The 19,895-nt window shown below is 57.6% G+C and carries 14 protein-coding genes; 5 read left to right on the top strand and 9 right to left on the bottom strand.

The features are described from left to right. The first annotated feature begins 7 nt into the window (after window positions 1–7). Window positions 8–778: an SDR family oxidoreductase gene (locus RBB81_RS02695; protein WP_353072633.1), complete on the top strand. Its 771-nt coding sequence runs from the start codon at window positions 8–10 to the stop codon at window positions 776–778. Between the two features lie 505 nt (window positions 779–1,283). Here the strand turns inward: RBB81_RS02695 and RBB81_RS02690 are convergent. From RBB81_RS02690 to RBB81_RS02670, 5 genes are all read right to left on the bottom strand, one after another. Continuing rightward, window positions 1,284–2,279, bottom strand: coding sequence for a transglutaminase family protein (locus RBB81_RS02690; protein WP_183791275.1), 996 nt, complete (start codon window positions 2,277–2,279; stop codon window positions 1,284–1,286). Window positions 2,280–2,318: 39 nt separating this feature from the next. After that, a complete protein-coding gene (locus RBB81_RS02685; protein ID WP_353072632.1) occupies window positions 2,319–3,329 on the bottom strand; it encodes an acyltransferase family protein in 1,011 nt (336 codons plus the stop codon). Then, the gene (locus RBB81_RS02680; RefSeq protein ID WP_353072631.1) at window positions 3,330–4,316 is read right to left on the bottom strand and encodes an alpha-E domain-containing protein; all 987 of its coding nucleotides are present in this window, start codon (window positions 4,314–4,316) and stop codon (window positions 3,330–3,332) included. A 12-nt stretch (window positions 4,317–4,328) separates the two neighbouring features. Then, window positions 4,329–5,744, bottom strand: a complete 1,416-nt coding sequence (locus tag RBB81_RS02675; RefSeq protein ID WP_423248062.1) for a circularly permuted type 2 ATP-grasp protein — start codon at window positions 5,742–5,744, stop codon at window positions 4,329–4,331. A gap of 169 nt (window positions 5,745–5,913) precedes the next feature. Beyond that, window positions 5,914–6,666 (bottom strand): SDR family NAD(P)-dependent oxidoreductase, encoded by a 753-nt coding sequence (locus tag RBB81_RS02670; RefSeq protein WP_353072629.1) that lies wholly within the window; start codon window positions 6,664–6,666, stop codon window positions 5,914–5,916. 281 nt (window positions 6,667–6,947) lie between these two features. On the opposite strand from RBB81_RS02670, the gene typA reads away from it, so the two are divergent. Beyond that, window positions 6,948–8,780 carry a translational GTPase TypA gene (gene typA, locus RBB81_RS02665; RefSeq protein ID WP_183791282.1) on the top strand — a complete coding sequence of 611 codons (1,833 nt, stop codon included), beginning with the start codon at window positions 6,948–6,950 and terminating at the stop codon, window positions 8,778–8,780. 797 nt (window positions 8,781–9,577) lie between these two features. Here typA and RBB81_RS02660 read toward each other — a convergent pair. From RBB81_RS02660 to RBB81_RS02650, 3 genes are all read right to left on the bottom strand, one after another. After that, window positions 9,578–11,194, bottom strand: coding sequence for a chloride channel protein (locus tag RBB81_RS02660; protein WP_353072628.1), 1,617 nt, complete (start codon window positions 11,192–11,194; stop codon window positions 9,578–9,580). A gap of 86 nt (window positions 11,195–11,280) precedes the next feature. Further along, window positions 11,281–11,697, bottom strand: coding sequence for a MarR family winged helix-turn-helix transcriptional regulator (locus tag RBB81_RS02655; RefSeq protein ID WP_353072627.1), 417 nt, complete (start codon window positions 11,695–11,697; stop codon window positions 11,281–11,283). 10 nt (window positions 11,698–11,707) lie between these two features. Beyond that, window positions 11,708–12,571: an MFS transporter gene (locus tag RBB81_RS02650; RefSeq protein WP_353072626.1), complete on the bottom strand. Its 864-nt coding sequence runs from the start codon at window positions 12,569–12,571 to the stop codon at window positions 11,708–11,710. Window positions 12,572–13,071: 500 nt separating this feature from the next. Between RBB81_RS02650 and RBB81_RS02645 the strand changes: the two genes are divergently transcribed. Then, window positions 13,072–14,139 carry a hypothetical protein gene (locus RBB81_RS02645; RefSeq protein WP_353072625.1) on the top strand — a complete coding sequence of 356 codons (1,068 nt, stop codon included), beginning with the start codon at window positions 13,072–13,074 and terminating at the stop codon, window positions 14,137–14,139. 186 nt (window positions 14,140–14,325) lie between these two features. Here the strand turns inward: RBB81_RS02645 and RBB81_RS02640 are convergent, their stop codons facing one another. After that, window positions 14,326–14,943 carry a superoxide dismutase gene (locus RBB81_RS02640; protein WP_353072624.1) on the bottom strand — a complete coding sequence of 206 codons (618 nt, stop codon included), beginning with the start codon at window positions 14,941–14,943 and terminating at the stop codon, window positions 14,326–14,328. A 198-nt stretch (window positions 14,944–15,141) separates the two neighbouring features. Between RBB81_RS02640 and RBB81_RS02635 the strand changes: the two genes are divergently transcribed. Both RBB81_RS02635 and tkt read left to right on the top strand, forming a co-directional pair. Beyond that, a complete protein-coding gene (locus RBB81_RS02635) occupies window positions 15,142–17,598 on the top strand; it encodes a glycoside hydrolase family 15 protein (protein ID WP_353072623.1) in 2,457 nt (818 codons plus the stop codon). Between the two features lie 109 nt (window positions 17,599–17,707). After that, a complete protein-coding gene (gene tkt, locus RBB81_RS02630; RefSeq protein WP_353072622.1) occupies window positions 17,708–19,705 on the top strand; it encodes a transketolase in 1,998 nt (665 codons plus the stop codon). Window positions 19,706–19,895 lie beyond the last annotated feature (190 nt).

The raw sequence follows: 19,895 nt of genomic DNA, 5'->3' as shown, positions 1-19,895 counted from the left end.
GCAATCTATGAGTACGACCCCGCAATCGACCTCCACGACTCCCCGCAAGATTCTCGTCCTCGGCGCAACCTCTGGCATCGCCGAAGCTACCTGCCGCATCTGGGCGGCACAAGGAGCAAGCCTCTTCCTCGTCGCGCGCAACGCCGAAAAACTCGCCGCCGTCGCCGCCGACCTCAAGACTCGCGGTGCCAGCTACATCGACACTGCCGTCGCTGACCTCGACGACACCGACCAGCATCCCTCGCTCCTGGCCCACGCTATCAACTCCCTCACGGGCATGGACATCGCCTATCTCGCCCACGGCGTCCTCGGCGACCAGACCGACGCCGAGCGCGACTTCAACACCGCCGCTCAAATCCTCCACACCAACTTCATGGCTCCCGTCTCGCTCCTCACCTGGCTCGCCAACTTCTGCGTCCAGCGTCGCTCCGGCACCCTTGCCGTACTCTCTTCAGTAGCTGGCGACCGGGGCCGCAAGTCCAACTACGTCTACGGCTCCTCAAAGGCCGGACTCTCCGCATTCCTCGGCGGCCTCAGAAATCGCATCGACCGCGAGGGTGTCACTGTCCTGACCATCAAACCCGGCCCCATCAAGACCGCAATGACTGCTGGCATGCCCAAAAGCGAGAAGTTTGCGGACGTCGACTCAGTCGCGGAATCGATCGTCAGCGCTATCGACAAGCGCAGGGACATCCTCTATGTCCCCTTCCAGTGGCAGCCCATTATGTTCATCATCCGCAACATCCCTGAGATGATCTTCAAGAAGCTCAACCTCTGAAAGCGCTGTCCTGCCGGACGGGCCCACTGCGCGGAGGGCGGTCACTTCGTGACGCGTATACCTTGGTTTAGGCGCAACAGACAGCAGTGCTCCTCCCGTTGGTAGGAAGGGAAGATCCTGCCGACCAACGGGAGGCCCCAAGGATTCCATACCACCCAGACCGGTATACCCGTCACGAAGTGACCGCCCCACGCGCAGTGGGCCCCTCCGGCAGGACATCGCGTCTCCCAAAAACCTGTCAAGCCCCAAATTCACCAAACCCCGCGCCAATCCAGCGGATTCGCGTGGCGTATTAGTTACGCCCAAATCGCTATAATGGAGACAGGAAGAAAAAGGAGCCCCGGCAAATACCGGGGCTCCCTGCTTTAATCCCATAACCCTTTTGTTTGGAGGAATCTGCACGCAACCCATTTACTATGAATAATTTGACGGCCACCACCTCGCGTAAGTCTATGATAAAAAGCAGTTTACGCGCAGGTAATATGGGGGGGGGGTGCGGTACCCTCTAGGAGTTCTCCTGCTGCTGCTGCGCCATCTGCTGCTGGCGAGTCGGCGGCGGTGGCTGCTCCGGCAGCTGCGTCGCCTTCTCAACCAGAATCGACCAATCCTCTGGGACAGGGAGCTCCTGATCCAGAGACGGAGTCCCCAGACTAGGAGTCACCCGCACCGCCACGGTCAGCTCGCTCGCCGCCCGACCCCGAAAGATCCCATGCGTCGGCGGAACATCGGAATAATCCCTCCCGATCGCCGTACGAATATGACGGTCGCCAGCCACCAGCCAGTTCGTAGGGTCGAAACCCACCCATCCCAGGTGCGGAATCAACACTTCAATCCACGCATGCGTCGCCGAACTTACCGACCGGTCCATGTCACTCTCGCCGTGAAAGAGATACCCGCTCACATACCGGCAGGGAATCCGCAGCTTCGATCGCACCAGCGTAATCATGATGTGCGCAAAATCCTGGCAAACCCCGGCCCCCGTGCCTAGCGCAAGATCGATCGGCGAATCCACGTTGGTCGACTTCGGTTTGTAGTCGAAGTACTCATAAATCTGCTGGTTCAAATGATGCAGCACCATCAGCGGATCGTCTCTACGCCGCACATCGAGCTCCACAGCAAGAGCGTCCAGCGCTGGCGTCGGCACGGTGAACTCACTCGGCAGCAGCATCTCCCAGTAGTCTCCCTGCTCCACCATCGCGTCCAGGTCCGCCCACGCGTCCGGCGCCAGAAACGCCGGAACCTGAGCCGCCGGTTGCACCTCCACCAGCGACTCGGCAACAATCACCAACTGCCCATGCATCCCCGGAATATCGAAGTGATGAACGTGATTCGACAGATGATCGCGATAGCTGAACACTCTGCATCGAGGACTCACCGAAAGATGAAACGTCAGGCAGCGCTGGTTCTGATCGCTCCGCGGATGCATCCGCGTCTCCATCATGCTCTCGCTGACCTGATTGCTATACAGGAACTTCGTCAGATGGCGAATCGAATAATACATAGCCTGTCCCTTTCGGTCTCGCGGGATATGCTGCATCTGCTAAAACGGCCAGTGAAAGAGCCAGCCAAGCCGCCATTGGTCCTGCTGATACCAAACAATAGCAGGTAGAACTGCCGCGAACGCCGTCGGCAATAACAATTGAAGCCACAGATTGTTCGTATGGAACACGTTGGACAACACAACTCGCGTCGCTCCCTGCGCAAACGCGCTCAACAGAAAGGTCGCCAGCGACGCCCGTCCCAGCCACCCCAGCGCATCGCCCACCCTGTGCTTCTCAAGCAACCGCGCCAGCAGGAAGAGCGCGGCCGTTCCCGTCAGACCCATCAAGATATAGTTCCATCGCCCTGCGTAGCCATAGAAGTAAATCGTCACCACCTGAAACCCACCCAGTAGCACCAGTCCAAGCGCGGCCTTCGTCTTCTCAAGCCGTTCCAGCATAAAAATATGATTCCCAACCCACATCCCGGCAGCGACAAAACAAAACTCACGCAACACACGGTCAATGATGTACGAACCATAGACCGGCGATATTCCCGCCACCACCGCGAGCAAAAACCGCAGCCAGTTCGGAAGGCGAGCCGTCAGCAACGCCAGCAGCAGACAAAAAAACAACGTGAACAGAAACCAGCTAACGCTCCCGTCCGCGACGTTCAGCAGAAACGCCTTCCAGTGAAACGGCGAGTACGTCACTTGAAACCTTCGTGTCAAAGGGCCGAGCGCTGCCGTGATGACCGCGAATAGCAGATACGGATACAGGATGGTCTTAAATTTTTCGAGCGTGTAGTTGCTGGCCCCTCGCCGACGAATGCTGCCCAGCACAAACAGCCCGGAAACAAAGAAAAACGCGGGCATGTGGAAGCTGTAAATAAAGTCTTCAGAGAATGCCATCCCCGGTCCGGTCCACCAGCCCCGATGTGCTACCCCCTGGGCCGTATGGCCATAGACCACCAAAAGGATTGCAAGACCTTTCACAAGGTCCACAAGGTGTGACCGCTTTCCACTGGTAATAGGCTCCGCTGTGTCGGCTGCCGTCTGTCCCCGCTCGATCATCTACCCTGCCAGCGCCGCCTGAATGGAATAGTCGACGTACAACTCGTAGATCGTCTCATGAATCGCTCGGCATTGTGCCTGAATGCTGCTCAGATACGCCAGCACATCCAGGCTCAAAATCTCATCCACGCTGCTGTAGCTCAGAGAAGACTGCAGCCGCCCACTCAACCGCCGCAAGCCCTCGGCGCGACTCTTCCCGCTGTCTCCCTGTATCTTTTCGAGCGCGCACAGCAGGCTGTCGATCGAAAACCGCACCGAGTGCGGGAACTCCTCATCGAGCAGAAGAAACTCGAAGATTTGATCCGGTGTCAGATCCGCCGTATACACCTTGCAGTAAGCCTCAAACGCTGTCGCTGAGCGTAACAGTCCCATCCAGTCCAGGTACTCATTGCCATCGGCCATTCTCTCAGGGTGCCCCCAAAGGTCGATGTGGTACGCCTGGAGCAATAACGCCGTCGCGCATGCCCTTTCGATATACCGCCCGACCTGAATGAACTGCCAGCCTTCGCCGTGGTTCATCGTCGAGTCTGTCACCCCCTGGAACTGATGCACCGCCTCCATCACTGACTGCAGGAACTCACTAGGCTGCGTCATCCCCGCCCCCAAAGCCTCTGACTGAGTCCGATGCTGCATCTCTGGCCGGGTCACCTGTAAATAAAGGCTATTGAGCCGATGCCACTGCTCCGTAGAAATCTGCTCCCGCACATGCCGTGAGTTCTCACGCGCCGCAATGATGCACGACAGGATGGAAGCCTTGTTCTCCGTGTCGAAGGTTAACGCCTGTGTCAGCGCATACGGCTCACCTGTCCACTCGATATTCTTCGGTTTGCCCAGCGCTTGTAGCACCCGCTGCCATCTCCGCTCTGCGCTGATCGGGCTCTCATCGAGCATGAGATTCAGATTCACATCCAGCAGCCGCGTTGTATGCTCAGCGCGTTCGAGATACCGACTCATCCAGTACAAACTATCCGCAACACGTGACAGCATCCGCCACTCCCTTTACTGACTCAGCACCCACGTATCTTTACTCCCGCCACCCTGCGACGAGTTCACCACTAACGATCCTTGATTCAGCGCCACACGCGTCAATCCACCTGGCACAATCGTCACCTTATCCCCATACAACACATATGGCCGTAGATCCACATGCCGCGGCTGCAACTCGTCTCCGATTAGACAAGGTGCTCGCGAAAACGAGATCGTAGGCTGAGCAATATAGTTCCTTGGGTCAGCCTCGATCTTCCGCGCAAAATCCTCCTGCTCTGCCTTGGTCGACTGCGGCCCGATTAGCATCCCATACCCGCCGCTCTCGCCGACCGCTTTTACCACCAGCTTGTCAAGATTTTGCAACACATGTTGCCGCTCTTTAGGTCTGGTCAACAGATAGGTCTCGACATTCTTCAGCACCGGCTCTTCACTCAGGTAATACTTGATAATCTCCGGAACGTACGCATAGAGCGCCTTGTCATCGGCCACACCGGTACCAAACGCATTTGCCAGTGTCACATTCCCAGCACGGTAAGCATTGAACAGACCAGCCACTCCAAGAATTGAATCTCCGCGAAACGCCAGGGGGTCAATGAAGTCATCATCCACGCGCCGATAGATCACATCCACCCGCCGCAACCCGATCGTCGTCCGCATGTACACAACGTTGTCGTGCGTTACCAGATCGCGTCCTTCAACCAGTTCGATCCCCATCTGACGCGCAAGATACGCATGCTCAAAGTAAGCCGAGTTAAACACTCCTGGCGACAGCAGCACGATATTCGGCTCCGGTCGCCCCTCGGGCGCCAATGATCGCAACGTTCCCAACAGCAATTGTGTGTACTGTTCAATCGGTCGCACGTTGTAGCTTCGAAAGAGCTGCGGAAAGATCCGCTTCATCACCCTGCGATTGGTCAGCATATAGCTGACCCCGCTAGGTACGCGCAGATTATCCTCCAGCACCACAAACTCGCCGTTCTCCAATCGGATCAGGTCGGTCCCGCAGACAGCAATGTAGACATTCCGGGGAACCTGCAAACCCATCATCTGCCGCCTGTAGTGTTTGCAGCTATAAACCACCTCACGCGGCACGATTCCGTCATCCAGAATTCGTCCCTCGTTATAGATGTCCTTGAGAAAAAGATTCAGTGCCGTAATCCGTTGCGTCAGCCCGTGCTCCACCGTCGCCCACTCGGCTGCCGTAATAATCCGTGGAATCAGGTCATACGGAAAGATCTTCTCCGTTCCTTCTTCGCGGCCGTACACCGTAAACGTGATGCCTTGATTCAGGAAGCTAAGGTCCGCCGCCTGTTTTCTCCGTTGCAGCTCTTCCGAAGGCAGCAACGAAAAGTGTTCCAGCAGCGGTTCGCAGTGCTGGTGCAGGTCGCCGAGTCCAGTGAACATCTCGTCATAGGCATGGTCCAGCAGATAGTTTTTCAGGGCCGCATGCTCGAACTGGGATGACTGGGTTGGATGCATTAGGAGCCTTGAGTATAGCGGGACATTCCCAAGCATCCAAACCCAATCTGGCCGAGTCTTCGAAAATCAAAAAAGAGAGACCGTCACCACCAGCCATACTTTCCGTGAACCTGCAAACTTACATCCGTTTGCCCCCCGCCAACATCAGCGTCTGGCCCGTGACCCAGCCCGCATCGTCGGAAGCAAAGAACACAGCCGCCGTCGCGATGTCCTCGGGCTGCGCAATACGTCCAAGCGGTGTCGTTGCCTCCGTATGCTTCTGGAAGTCGCTACCTGCGAAACCAACAGCATGCAGTCCCTCCGTCTCCACCATGCCCGGATTCAGCGAGTTCACGCGAATCTTCTTCGGCCCCAGTTCCTGCGAAAGCGAAACAGCCAATGAGTCCACCGCAGCCTTCGTCGCGCTGTAGACAGACCAGGTAGGCGCGGGCATCTGACCGACAAGCGAGCTGATATTGATGATCGAACCGCCCTCCGGACCAATCAACTTCACCGCCTCCTGAGTCGTGAGCAACAGGCCGAGAACATTCAGGTTGAACTGCTTATGAAAATGCTCCTCCGTAATCTCGCCAAGCGGTTTGAAGTCATAGATTCCGGCGTTATTCACCAAAATATCCAGCTTTCCGTAAGCCTTCTTGGTCTCTGCGAACAGTTGCGCAATGTCTTCCGGCTTCGAGACATCGCCCTGCACAGCGATCGCCTTGCCGCCCTTTGCGGTAATCTTCGCAACCACAGCATCCGCGCCGGCCTTGCTACTGCTGTAGTTCACAATAACGGACGCCCCAGCTGCGCCAAAATGTTCCGCGATCGACGCTCCAATGCCCTTCGATGCACCTGTTACCACTGCCACTTTTCCTGTGAGCTTGCTCATGCCTGATGTTCTCCTGTGGTCCATCAATTCGATAGCCATCTAATGGATGAGGGCGAATCACAGAAGGGTCCACGTCTTCTCTAAACATTTACGAATCGTCGACGAGCTTCCTCCGCATTCGAGCTTCCTCGAATCAGCGTCTTACGCTCCACCATTCACCGTATCTTCTTGCCGTCCCGCATATTTTAGAGGCCAGCATGTGCCCAACTAGGCTAAACTAGTAAGGACGCGCACTTTCCCCAAAACACCACCCCTAAGCGCACAGACAGGACATAAACGCAGTGAGCAACTCAACCGCAGTAGCCGTTAAGCCTATCTTCAATATCGCGATCATCGCCCACGTTGACCATGGCAAGACCACGCTCGTCGACGCCATGCTTCGCCAGTCCGGGACTTTTCGGTCCAACGAAGCCGTCACCGACCGCGTCATGGACTCCAACGATCTTGAAAAAGAGCGCGGCATCACTATTCTTGCGAAGAACACCGCCCTCTACTATCACGACAATAAGATCAACATCGTCGACACTCCAGGCCACGCCGACTTCGGCGGCGAAGTAGAGCGCGCCCTCAAGATGGTTGACGGCGTAGTTCTTCTTGTCGATGCCTCGGAAGGCCCCCTGCCGCAGACTCGCTACGTTCTTTCGAAGGCCCTCGAAGCTGGCCTCACGCCCATGGTTGTCATCAACAAGATTGACCGCCCTGACGCGCGTCCCCAGGAGGTCCTGAACGAAGTCTACGACCTCTTCATCGACCTCGACGCAGACGAGTCCGTCCTCGACTTCCCAGTGCTCTACACCAACGGAAAGCTCGGCACCGCGACGAACGATCTCGCGACCCCCGGCACGGATCTCCAGCCCCTTTTCGAGCAGATCGTCCAGACCATTCCTGTCTCCAAGGGCGATCCCGAAGGCACCCTCCAGATCCTGGTCACCAACCTCGACTACTCCGACTACCTTGGTCGTCTCGCCATCGGCCGCGTCTTCAACGGCACTATGCGCACCGGCCAGGAGTACAACGTCGCCAAGATCGACGGCACCTTCACCAAGCACAAAATCACCAAGCTCTTCAGCTTCTCCGGGCTCAAGCGCACCGACATTGAAGAGACACAGGTAGGCGACATTGTCGCTATCGCCGGCATCCCTGGCATCTTTATCGGAGAGAGCTTCTGCGACATCGAGAATCCGCAGCCTCTTCCCCAGATCACCATCGATGAGCCTACGATTGCTATTCAGTTCAACGTCAACAACTCCCCATTCGCTGGCCGCGAAGGCAAGTTTGTTACCTCGCGAAACCTCCGCGATCGCCTGGACAAAGAGCTCCTTACCAATGTCTCGCTCAAGATGCAGGACACCGGTTCTCCGGACTCCTTCAAGGTGCTGGGCCGCGGCGAACTTCAGCTGGGCATCCTCATCGAGATGATGCGTCGCGAGGGCTTCGAGCTCATGGCGAGCCGTCCCGAAATCGTTACCAAGAAGATCGATGATGCTGTGATGGAGCCGGTTGAGCACCTGTCGATTGACGTTCCTGAAAACTTCGTTGGCACCGTTATTGAGCGCCTTGGGCCGAGAAAAGGCGAGATGGTCAAGATGATCAATCACGGCTCAGGCCGCGTCCGTATGGAGTTTCGTATCCCCTCGCGTGGTCTGATTGGCCTGCGTTCTGAGATGCTTACCGAGACGCGTGGAACGATCATCATGAATTCGATTCTTGATGGCTATATCGCTTATCAGGGTGAGATTCCGCAGCGTTTGTCGGGTGCTTTGATCTCTGACCGTCAGGGGACTACGACTGCTTATGCGCTGGAAGGTCTGCAGGACCGCGGCGTTCTGTTTGTTTCGGATGGCGTGGAAGTGTATGAAGGCATGGTGGTTGGCGAGCATTCGCGAGACAACGATCTCGATGTCAACTGCGTTCGCGAGAAGAAGCTCTCGAATATGCGTGCTTCAGGTTCGGATGATGCTGTGCGGCTGGTTCCCTACAAGCAGCTGACGCTGGAGCAGTGTATTGAGTTCATTGCGGATGATGAGCTGGTTGAGGTTACGCCTAAGTCGTTGCGTATGCGGAAGAAGGTGCTTCAGGCGAACCGTCGTCCCCGCAAGGGCGGCAGCGAATAACTACGGACAAAATATGGTTTCTTGACGGCCGGACCTTCTTAAGGTTCGGCCGTTATTTTTTGTCGAAGGAAGAAAAAAATATTCGTGGGTGAAGTGTGGTTTTTGCACGGGTTTTTGAGAAAAGTGGGTGTTTGAATGTGGTTTTTTGATGGTGATAACGTGGTGTTTTGCGTGGTGGACGTGGAGTTTAAACATCCACTCTTCGGGAGCCTAAAAAAGTGACACGGTTTTGAACTTTATTTTCTGGCTGGGCAATGTCGACCCTCAGAGCGCGTGACGGCTGGACAGGTGGGGCTGAAAAGAAGGTGAAGATCCTCGCGTTAGGGGGAGCAGGATGTCCTTCGATTGCGGCTCCCGCGATGAAACTGTGAGGGCGACAGACAACGACGTGAAGAGGGTGGGTGGAAAGGGACGAGCGGTTTGAGCAGGACGGAGTTCCTTGGGATCCTTCGCTGCGCTCAGGATGACAGCAAAAGCCTAATACGTTCAGGATGACAGCCAAGGCTTAATGCGCTCAGGATGACAGCAAAGGCCTAGTGTGCTCAGGATGACAGCAAAGCATAATGCGTTCAGCATGACAGCAAAGGCCTCGTGCGCTCAGGATGACGGCAAAGGCTTAGTGGCGCTGAGGATGACAGCAAAGGCTTAGTACATTCAGCATGACAGCAAAGGCCTAATGCGTCAGCCTAATACAAGCTTCGCCAACTCAAGGCTTTGCTGGTTCAAGGCTTCGCCAGCTATATGCAGAGCGAGAGGCAGAGCCGACAGAGGCGTATTTTGCGGCGTTCGGTAGCCGCTCAGTTGTGACCGTCCTGTTCGGGGGGAACGTAGCTGAAGAGCCGTAGGCGCTCGCTTTCACGTTCGAGCGATCGTTCTCTGCCGCGAAGCAGATCCCTGAGTGAAAGCTCGCCGCATATCTGCCCGTTGGAACGGTCTACGACCGCCAATGTTTCTAAACCTTCCATCGCCATCAGCTCTGCGGCTCCGCGGGTGGTCGAGTCGGAGTAAGAGTAAGCGGCCGGGAGTGGAGCGGTTGGGGTGTCCTTTGTGAGGGGCGACATGACCTCGCGAACAAGGACGAGCTCAAGCGGGTCGACGCCGTACTCGCGAGTCAGATGATAGCCTCGCCGGCTGAGCTTTTCGGTCAGAATCGATCGAGGCATGATGAGGGCGGTGATGAGGTAGGATGCGATGCAGGCCGTGGCAAGCGGGAGCAGGGCGGGGAGACAGTGAGTGACCTCGAGGCTGAACAGGATGGCGGTGAGAGGGACACCAAGCGATCCTGCGAGCATCGCTCCCATGCCGATCAGGGCCCAGAGCGCTTGAGTTTCGGCGGGAGCATGAGTAAGGTGCCCGGCCAGTGCGCCTACGGCTCCGCCGATCATGAGTAGGGGAGCGAGCACGCCGCCGGAGGTTCCCGATCCCAGGGAGAAGGCCCACATGAGCGACTTTGCGAGCAGAATTCCTACGATGAGGCCAATCGTGGGAGTCCCGTGAAGCAGTTCGGCGATGTTGTCGTACCCGACTCCAAGGCCCCGGGGGAAGAAGAGGCCACCGACTCCAATGCCAATGCCGCCGATTGCGGGCCACCACATCCAGTGGAGATGCAGGTGCTCGAATAGATCCTCGAAGGCATACATCATGCGGCTCATGCCGGCAGCGATGAGGCCGAGGAGAGCACCCAGGAAGAGAGCGCCGATCACGAAGGGAGCACCATGAGTTCCGGTTATGACCGGCATAGGAAAGATCGGCCCCGCGCCAAGCCAGTAGACCCGGAAGAGTGATGCTGTGACGCTGGCAATCGCTACCGGGACCAGGCTTCGCGGGCGCCATTCGAAGAGAAGGAGTTCGACGGCAAGAAGAATGGCAGCCACGGGCGTGGCAAAGGTTGCCGACATGCCCGCTGCCGCACCGGCGACGAGGAGCGTGGTTCTCTCTGCATCGGTGACGTGCATCCACTGACCAATGAGCGATCCCACGGCTCCGCCGGTCATGATGATGGGGCCTTCGGCGCCGAATGGGCCGCCTGAGCCGATCGCAATGGCGGCGGAGATGGGTTTCAGGAGGGCAATCTTCGGAGCAACTTTAGCGCGATGCAGGAGGATGGCTTCGATAGCTTCCGGGATACCGTGCCCGCGGATCTTATCCGAGCCGAAGCGCGCCATAAGGCCAACGAGCAGGCCTCCCAGGACTGGGACGACGACCATCCAATGTCCTAGGTGGCTTCCTGCGGGAGAGACCGGGGCGAGGCTGAAGCGGTGGTAGTAGAAGATGTTGGTTGAGAATGCGATAGCACGCAGGAGTAGAACGGCGAGCAGGGTGGCGCATAGACCGATGCCGATGGAGACGCCGGAGAGCAGCCAGACCCGTCGATCAACCGTGAAATCCTTGAGAATGGATGGTTCTGACTTCAAGTTTGTCCTTCCCTCTGCTGAGTTTGTGTTTCGGTTTTGTGATTCCGAGGTTGTGTTCTGAGGTTGTGTTTCATGCGGCGCAGCGATCATTTTGTGTTGCGGATGCGGGTGAGGGCCTGGATAAGGCTGGGGGCCAGTTCGCGTAGTTGTTGGGCATGGGCCTCAGAGAGCTGACGAAGCGCCTCCTGACCCTGCGCGGTGAGTTCGAGCACCACCCACCTGCGGTCGTTCTGATCGTGGGTTCGTCGCACCAGACCTGCCAGCTCGCACCGTTTGCTGAGCTCGACGACGGTGTGGTGTCGCAGGCCCATCACCTCGGCGATGTGGGAGATGGTGACGAGGGTGTCGTCGGGAGCTCCGGCGATCTGCAACATGAGCTGGTGCTGTTGCGGCTGGAGGCCGGCTGCGGTGGCGGCTTGTTCGCTGAACTGGAGGAAGTGTCGAATTTCGGATCGAAACTTGGCCAGCAGCTGAATCTCGTTGCGATCGGTTTTTCTGGACACGAACTTCCCTCTAAGAGTATCGTAACACGATATGATCTGCGGCAGAGTCCGGCAGTCTTGCTGAGCGGCTCCGCGGGCTCCGGCTGTTGGGTCGAAGAGGTGTCAAATGATGAACATCTATGTGTTTATCTTTCTCCTGCTGCCGTTTCTTGGAATGATCGGCGCTTTGGTGGTGCTGGCACGAGATAGAAGAGTTCACCCTGGCGAACGCCGCTCTGGATTGCGGTAGAGGCTGGTTTTCGGATTGGTCGGCAACCGTGGGGATACGGACGAAATGCGGGGGTCTCTCCACTGCGTCGCGCGATGGGACCGCGCGACTTCGGTCGAGATGACGCTTGCGGGGCGCCACTTGTCGGAGACGCCAACTTGAACCAGCAGTCCGCACGATGGGGAAAAAGGTCGGGGCGGTGGGGAACAGGTCGGGCGTTGAAGAAACAGGTCGGCCGATGAGAGCGCCGGCGATGGTTCCGGGCGGGTTGAAGGACTGGGCGAAGTTGAGTCTTCGCTCGGAGGTCTCGGGTTCGCCCAGCTGGGTGACGAATGAGGCTGCGCCGGTTTCGAGAAAAGCCAGACCGGCGGCGATGACGAAGAGAGCTAAGAGAAAAAAGCTGTAGCGGTTGATCTCGGCTGCGGGCCAGAACAAAAAGCAACCGAAGGAGTAGAGCATCAGGCCGGAGACGAGTCCGATGCGATAACCGAAGCGGCGGAGGACGAAGGCTGCAGGCATGGAGACGCAGAAGTAGCCGAAGTAGAAGGCCGATTGAATGAGGCCTGCCTGCAGGCGGGAGATCTGGAACGACTTCATGAACTGCCGGATCAGGACATCGTTGAGGTTGTTCGGCATCGCCCATAGGAAGAACAGAGCGGTGACCATGACGAACGGTGCACGCTAGCGCGCATCGAAGAGCGGCACGTCTGCGCGATGCGGAGATTGTGTGCCGGTGTCCTGCTTTGGGATCGAAGGCGGGACGTGCATGGGCGAATCCTGATTCGCGGGATTGACGGTTGTTGAGTGTCCGGAAGATGCGTGCACGAATGGTACAGGAAGAGGCGATTCGGTTATTTGAGGTCGAAGCGGTTTGATTAGAGCGGCTGAGGGTGAACCGATGCGCCGTTGGTATCTGGCTTCTCTACAGGGATTTTGTCCTCGTCGGATAATTATGACGGGTGGGTAGGGGAAGCAGCCTCACTGATTAGTAATCACCATAAAGTTGTAGTGCAGTTACTACTGGGTGACTGCATAGTTGGACGTGTCTTCTGTCGCATTGAAAAGTTTAGGACTTGAGAATAAGCCACGCTGTACCTGTTAAGAGGCTCTCGAGGCCAGCCTCCCTGAAGCGAAGTTCGTGAAGCCAGTCAAGAGAGGGCGTGATTATGTTTCAGAGATTTCGAACTGCATTCGGCACGACTTTGGGTCTCATTCTTTTATGTGCGACTCCCGTATTAGCGAATCACGTAGACACCGCCAACGTAACGGTCACCTGCAACGCCTTCAGCTTTTCGGTAGCGGCTTCGGAGTTGTCACCGGGAACGAAGTATCAGATCAGCTACACGATCGAAACGTCACCCTACTCCGGCGCTCCGATTACCGGCACTATTCCGTTGACTGCGTCTTCGACTACCACCTTCGAGGCGACTGTGTGGGGTTCGTTCCCGGCTTTGATCGGAACTTACAACTTCACCGGCACTGCGAGCCTGGTGGGGCATAATACGGTCCCGATTCTGTTTTCGCCGACGAGCATCTCCTGCGGAGCTCCGCCGCCGCCGCCCAACTCGGGCAAGGGGATCGACACGGCGAGCTTTAATGGAAACCGGCTCTTGCCGGGCGATTCGGTGTGGTTCAACGCGAACTTCACAGTCAAGAACATCCCCAGCACCGGGGGCGTCATTACCTTTACCAATTCCAGAATTGTCGATGTAGAGACTGGGGCGCTGTTTACGAGTTCGGCTCCAAATGCTCAGATAACCTTCTCGCCGACCGCGACCTGCAGTTCGACGACGTTCAGTACGATGACCAATACCTGGATTACTACGGTTCCCCTCACGGGAGACGATGAGATCTTTCTTACCGGTGTGGCGATTCCAGTGCCGTCGGCTGGGATACCTGCTGGGATTAATGTCACCTGGAGCGGAACGTTCAATACAACGGGTGCTCCGGGGATGTCGATCGAGTGGAAGTGGGGTGCTGCAGTCTACTCCAGTATTGCGACTGATTCGAATCTTCTAGAGGTCAAGGCTGGACACCACACGGCATGCCGGCAGAGCAACGGGGACCATGCGGCAACGCCTGAGGGCGTCAACAACAGGAATCAGCCGTGGAAGGGGTTTGTGATCAGCGGCGCGACGGGCGGCGGAGATGCGAACTGGACGGGGTCGTGGAGCGGCACCGAGACGGTCACTCCGACGGCCGTAACCGATCCTGGTCCTGGGCCGAAGGGGTAGCACGTCGTAGTTGAAGAAGGGCTTTTAGAGCTCCGGTGCAACGCGAAAACTGCGTTGCACCGGAGCTTTTGTGTGGGAGACGTCCTGCCGGACGGGCCCACTGCGCGTGGGGCGGTCACTTCGTGACTTGTATACCCTGTCTCGGCTCGACTGGCGTTAGCGGCCCTCCCGTTGGTCGGGAGGAGACTACTTGTGGGTCTTGGCGGTCGCGAAGCGCTTGTTGATCTCTTCCCAGTTGACGGTGTTCCACCAGGCGGCGAGATAGTCGGGGCGCTTGTTCTGATATTTGAGGTAGTAGGCGTGCTCCCAGACGTCGTTGCCTAGGATGGGGTAGTGGCCCTGGGAGAGGGGGTTGTCCTGGTTCGCAGTGGTGACAATGCTGAGCTTGCCGCCGATGATGATGATCCAACCCCAACCTGAGCCGAACTGCTTGGCGGTGGTCTCGTTGAACTGCTTCTTGAAGTCTTCGAACGATCCGAAGTCTTTCTTGATCTGGTCGGCGATCTCGCCGGTGGGTTCGCCGCCGCCCTTGGGCTTCATGATCTGCCAGAACATGGTGTGGTTGACGTGGCCGCCGCCGTTGTTCTGGACGACCTTGCGAACGTCTTCGGGGATGCTGGCGAGGTCCTTAAGGAGCTCCTCGGGAGACTTCTTGCCGATCTCTGGATGTTTCTCTACCGCGCCGTTCAGATTGGTGACGTAGGTCTGGTGGTGCTTGTCGTGGTGGAGCTTCATCGTAGCTTCGTCGATGAAGGGCTCAAGCGCCGCGTAATCGTAGGGCAAAGGTGGTAGTTCGTAGGCCACAGTAGTTCTCCTGTCGTCGTTCGTTTTGTCAGTCAGGAGGATCCTGACTGCCTGAGTGAGTTCGATGCTGTCCGGGCGGTGCGCGATGCACCTGGGCGAGTCGTCCCAACCTCAGGAATCATAACTTACCTGCGGATTCATCGCTCTTTGACGGAGGGATGTAACCGAGTGCGGAGTTTTGCGCTCTAATAAGAACCAATGAACGACCTCACTGCTTCTTACCGCTGGCTTGACGATGATGGAGCTGCCTTTGGCGCTCCTGGGCTGGAACCGCGCTGGACCTCGAGCGAAAAAGACGCTGTTTCGACAGCGTATGCGGCTTCGAGCCGAGTGTGGTTTACGGTCTCGCATGGGACGTTGAACGAGATTTACTACCCGACGATCGATCGCCCGCAGACCCGCGATATGGAGTTGCTGTTCAGCGATGGCGAGACGTTTGTGCATGAGGAGAAGCGTCACTTCGAGTACGACTTTCATTACATCGATGCGGCTGCTCCCGCGGTCCGGGTGGTGGCCAGCGATCTGGATGGACGTTATACGGTGACCAAGGAGTTCATCTGTGATCCGCATCATCCTGTGGTGTTGATGAACGTGAAGATAACCGGGGATGAGGACGTTCTGTCGCGGCTGAAGTGCTATGCGCTGCTGGCGCCGCATTTGAACGGCGGTGGAGCGGGGAACTCGGCGCGGTCGATCGATGTGGCGGGACAGCGGTGTCTGCTGGCTTGGAAGGGCGAGACTTCGCTGGCGTTTGGCGCGGACTGCGGGTTTGTACGGTCTTCGTGCGGCTATGTCGGGACCAGTGATGGGTACCAGAATCTGGTTCAGGATATGCGGATGAGCTGGCAGTTTGGGCAGGCTCTGGATGGCAATCTTGCGTTGATGGGAGAGATCGATATCTCGCAGAATCGTGAGTTCACGGTAGCGATTTCGTTTGGGGATGGGCATCATGCGGCGATCGCGCAGATGATGCAGACGCTGGCTTCGCCTTATGAGTTGCACCAGAAACGGTTCGTGGATCAGTGGCAGAGGGTGAACCCGCCGATTGGTTTGGCGGCGGTCTCGACGGACGGTGGGAGGCTGATGCGGATCAGCCAGAATGTGCTGTTGACGCATGAGGACAAGACATACTCGGGCGCGTTTATTGCGTCCGCTTCGGTGCCGTGGGGAGCGTCGAAGGGTGACTCGGATTTAGGTGGGTATCACCTGGTGTGGACTCGGGATATGGTGCAGACTGCGAGCGCGCTGTTGGCGTGTGGAAGGACAGATACGGCTCTCCGGGCGCTGGTTTATCTGGCTTGCACGCAGAAGCCGGATGGGAGCTTTGCGCAGAACTTCTGGATCGACGGGACGCCCTACTGGACGGGAATTCAGCTGGATGAGGTGGCGTTTCCGATCATTCTGGCTTGGCGGTTGTGGAAGCAGGATGGGCTGGGGAGCTTCGATGTGTTTCCGTTTGTGGAGCGGGCCGCGGCGTTTCTGGTGCGGTATGCGCCGGTGACGCAACAGGAGCGGTGGGAGGAGGCGGCCGGGTATTCGCCGTCGACGCTGGCGGCGGTGATCTCGGGGTTGATCTGTGCTGCGGATATTGCTCGTTCGCGGGAGTCAGTGGAACTGGCGAACTATCTGGAGACGTATGCGGACTGGATTGAGTCGCACCTGGATGAGTGGACGACTACGACTGAAGGCGTGTTGCACCCGGATGTGAAGTATCACTACATGCGGATTCGTCCGCCAGCCAAAGGTGAGCCGTTTCATGACGACAGTCTGCCACCCGGGATGATTCGAATTAATAATCGCGAGCCGGGGGAGAGGAATGTGTTCGAGGCTCGCGAGGTGATCGATGGAGGATTTCTGGAGCTGGTGCGCTATGGGATTCGACGGGCTGATGATCCTTTGATCGTCGATTCGTTGAAGGTGGTCGATCACTGCTTGAAGATTGAGACGCCGTTTGGGGATTCGTGGCGGCGATACAACCATGACGGGTATGGGCAGAAGAAGGATGGGGGGCCGTATGACGGGTCGGGGCAGGGTCGCGCATGGCCGATTCTGACGGGCGAAAGAGGCCACTACGAGCTCTGCGCTGGGAACGACTTCAGCAAGTACGTCAAGGCGATCGAACAGTTTAGTTCCGTTGGAGGGATGCTTCCGGAGCAGGTCTGGGACTATGACGATATTCCTTCGCGTGGGATGTATCGCGGGCGGTCGGCGGGCTCGGCGCAGCCGCTGGTTTGGGCGCATGCGGAGTACCTGAAGCTGCTGCGCTCGGCGGCTGATGGCCGGGTGTTTGACCGGATTCAGGCGGTAGAAGATCGTTATGCTGTCGTGAAGGAGAAGCGCTCGTTTACGAACCATATCGAGATCTTTGAGCCGGGGCGGCCGATTCGCTCGCTCTACTCGGGACATACGCTTCGCATTGTCGATCGGGAGCATTTTCGTGTCGTCTATACCTATGACAACTGGGCTACGACGCTTACTCTTGAGTCGCGGTCTGTTGGATATTCGGGATCGTTTGTGGATATTCCGACGGGCGCGGGTCAGGTAGGCAAAATTACGTTTACCCTCGCATGGCCGGTAGAGGGACAGCAGGATCGCTGGCTGGGGCGAAATATTGATGTCTCCATCGATCCGGTTCCGGCATCTACCAAGGTGTAAGGATGCGGCTAGTCCGGTCCCGCTAGTACACTGTTAGAGTTTGACCAAATCTTCCAGATTCAGCGTCGGCAAAGCGGCGCGCGAATCTCCAAAAGAGCAAAGGAACAGCATGAGCGAACAGCAGGATTCGAAGCAGCAAGAAATTGACCAGATCTCCATCAACGCCCTCCGCTTTCTCGCCGTCGATGCCGTGGAGAAGGCGAAGTCCGGACATCCCGGAGCTCCGCTGGGATGCGCTCCGATCGCTTATTTGCTCTATCACAAGCTGATGAAGCACGATCCTTCAGATCCGAAGTGGATTGATCGGGATCGTTTCGTACTTTCGAATGGGCACGCATCGGCGCTGCTGTATGGTGCGCTGCATCTGTCAGGGTACGACTTGCCGATTTCGCAGCTGGAGCAGTTCCGGCAGTGGGGCTCGCATACGCCCGGCCACCCCGAGTATGGCGAGGCTCCAGGTGTTGAGGTGACGACGGGTCCGCTGGGGCAGGGTCTTGCGATGGCTGTGGGTATGGCGACGGCGGAGCGGCACCAGGCTGCGGTCTACAACCGCGATACGTACAACATCGTCGACCACCACACCTATGTACTCTGCGGCGATGGCGACCTGATGGAAGGCATCTCGCATGAGGCATGCTCGCTGGCGGGAACGTTGGCGCTGGGCAAGCTGATCGTGCTTTATGACGACAACCTGATCTCGCTCGATGGGCCGACGGAGCTCTCTTTCACGGAAGATGTGACGAAGCGGTTCGAGGCTTACCACTGGCATGTGCAGCATGTAGCCGATGGCAACGACCTGGTGGCGATTGAGGCGGCGATTCTTGCAGCCAAGGCGGAGACGTCGAAGCCCTCGTTGATTCGCGTGCGCACCGTGATCGGTTATGGAAGCCCGAAGGCTGGCACGAATAAGGTGCATGGCGAGGCGCTTGGACCGGAGGCGACCAAGGAGACGAAGAAGAACCTGGGCTGGCCTGAGGATAAGAGCTTCTACGTTCCCGATGAGGCTCGCAAGAACTGGGACACGATCAAGCTGCGGGGCAAGGATCTGCATGCTTCGTGGACGGCGGAGTTTGAAGAGTACGCCAAGGCTTATCCCGAGCCGGCGGCACAGTTCGACCGTACGATCAAGGCAAAGCTCGCCGATGATTGGGAGAAAAAGATCCCAACCTTCCCGACTGAGAAGCCGATGGCAACTCGAAACGCCGGGCAGGCGGTGATGCAGGCGATTGAGAACGTGGTTCCGGAGTTGTTTGGCGGCGCGGCGGACCTGACTGCTTCGACCAAGACGATCTTCAAAGATTCACCGAGCTTTCACGTGGACCCGGCTGGACGCAATGTGTTCTTCGGCGTGCGCGAGTTTGGCATGTGCGCGATGGTGAATGGCATGGCGGCGCACGGCGGGCTGATTCCGTTTGGGTCGACGTTCTTTACGTTCTCGGACTACTGCCGTAATGCGCTGCGTCTGGCTGCCCTGATGGGCCTTCACTCGCTGTTCATCTTCACGCACGATTCGATTGGACTGGGCGAAGATGGACCGACGCACCAGCCGGTTGAGCAGCTGATGAGTCTTCGTGCTATCCCGCACCTCACCGACTTCCGGCCGGCGGATGCGAATGAGACGGCGGCGTGCTGGCAGCTTGCGCTGGAGCGAAAGAGTCCGTGCTTTATGGCGCTGTCGCGTCAGGATCTGCCGACGATCGATGCGACGATCGCTCGCGCGGGTGCGCGATTTGGGGCGTATGAGGTGGTTTCGCACGGCAAGGATTTGATTCTGATTGCGACCGGCTCAGAGGTTGGACTTATCACGAAGGCTGCTGAGGAACTGAAGGGGATTGGGATCAACGCGACCGTTGTTTCGATGCCAAGCTTCCACGTCTATGACGAGCAGAGCGACGAGTACAAAGCGAAGCTGATGCCGGAGAGCACGCCGAAGCTGGCGGTTGAAGCCGGTGCGACGCTGGGTTGGTACAAGTACGTCGGCCACAACGGAGGAGTGATTGGGTTGGACCGCTTCGGTGGTTCGGCTCCGGGAGCGGTCGCTTTCGAGAAGCTGGGCTTCACCGTTGCGAACGTTGTAGACCATGCCAAGAAGCTGGTAAAGAAGTAAATGGAGAGGCGGGGTCGATCACCCCGCCTTTTCATGGTCTGGCAATAAACTCTGTGTCTACTCAAGCCTGACTACTACTCATTTGCGCCTTGTGACACCGCCCGAGCATCTTAACCTGAACGCTATGAAGGGGGCAGAGTCTTGGGGTGGGTTGGTTGCAGGCGATTCGCGCATTATGTGTCGCCTGGGC

The organism is Tunturibacter gelidoferens (genome assembly GCF_040358255.1).
Lineage (GTDB): Bacteria > Acidobacteriota > Terriglobia > Terriglobales > Acidobacteriaceae > Edaphobacter > Edaphobacter gelidiferens.
The sequence above is the reverse complement of the archived record's forward strand: the minus strand, read 5'-3'. Positions and strand labels throughout refer to the sequence as shown.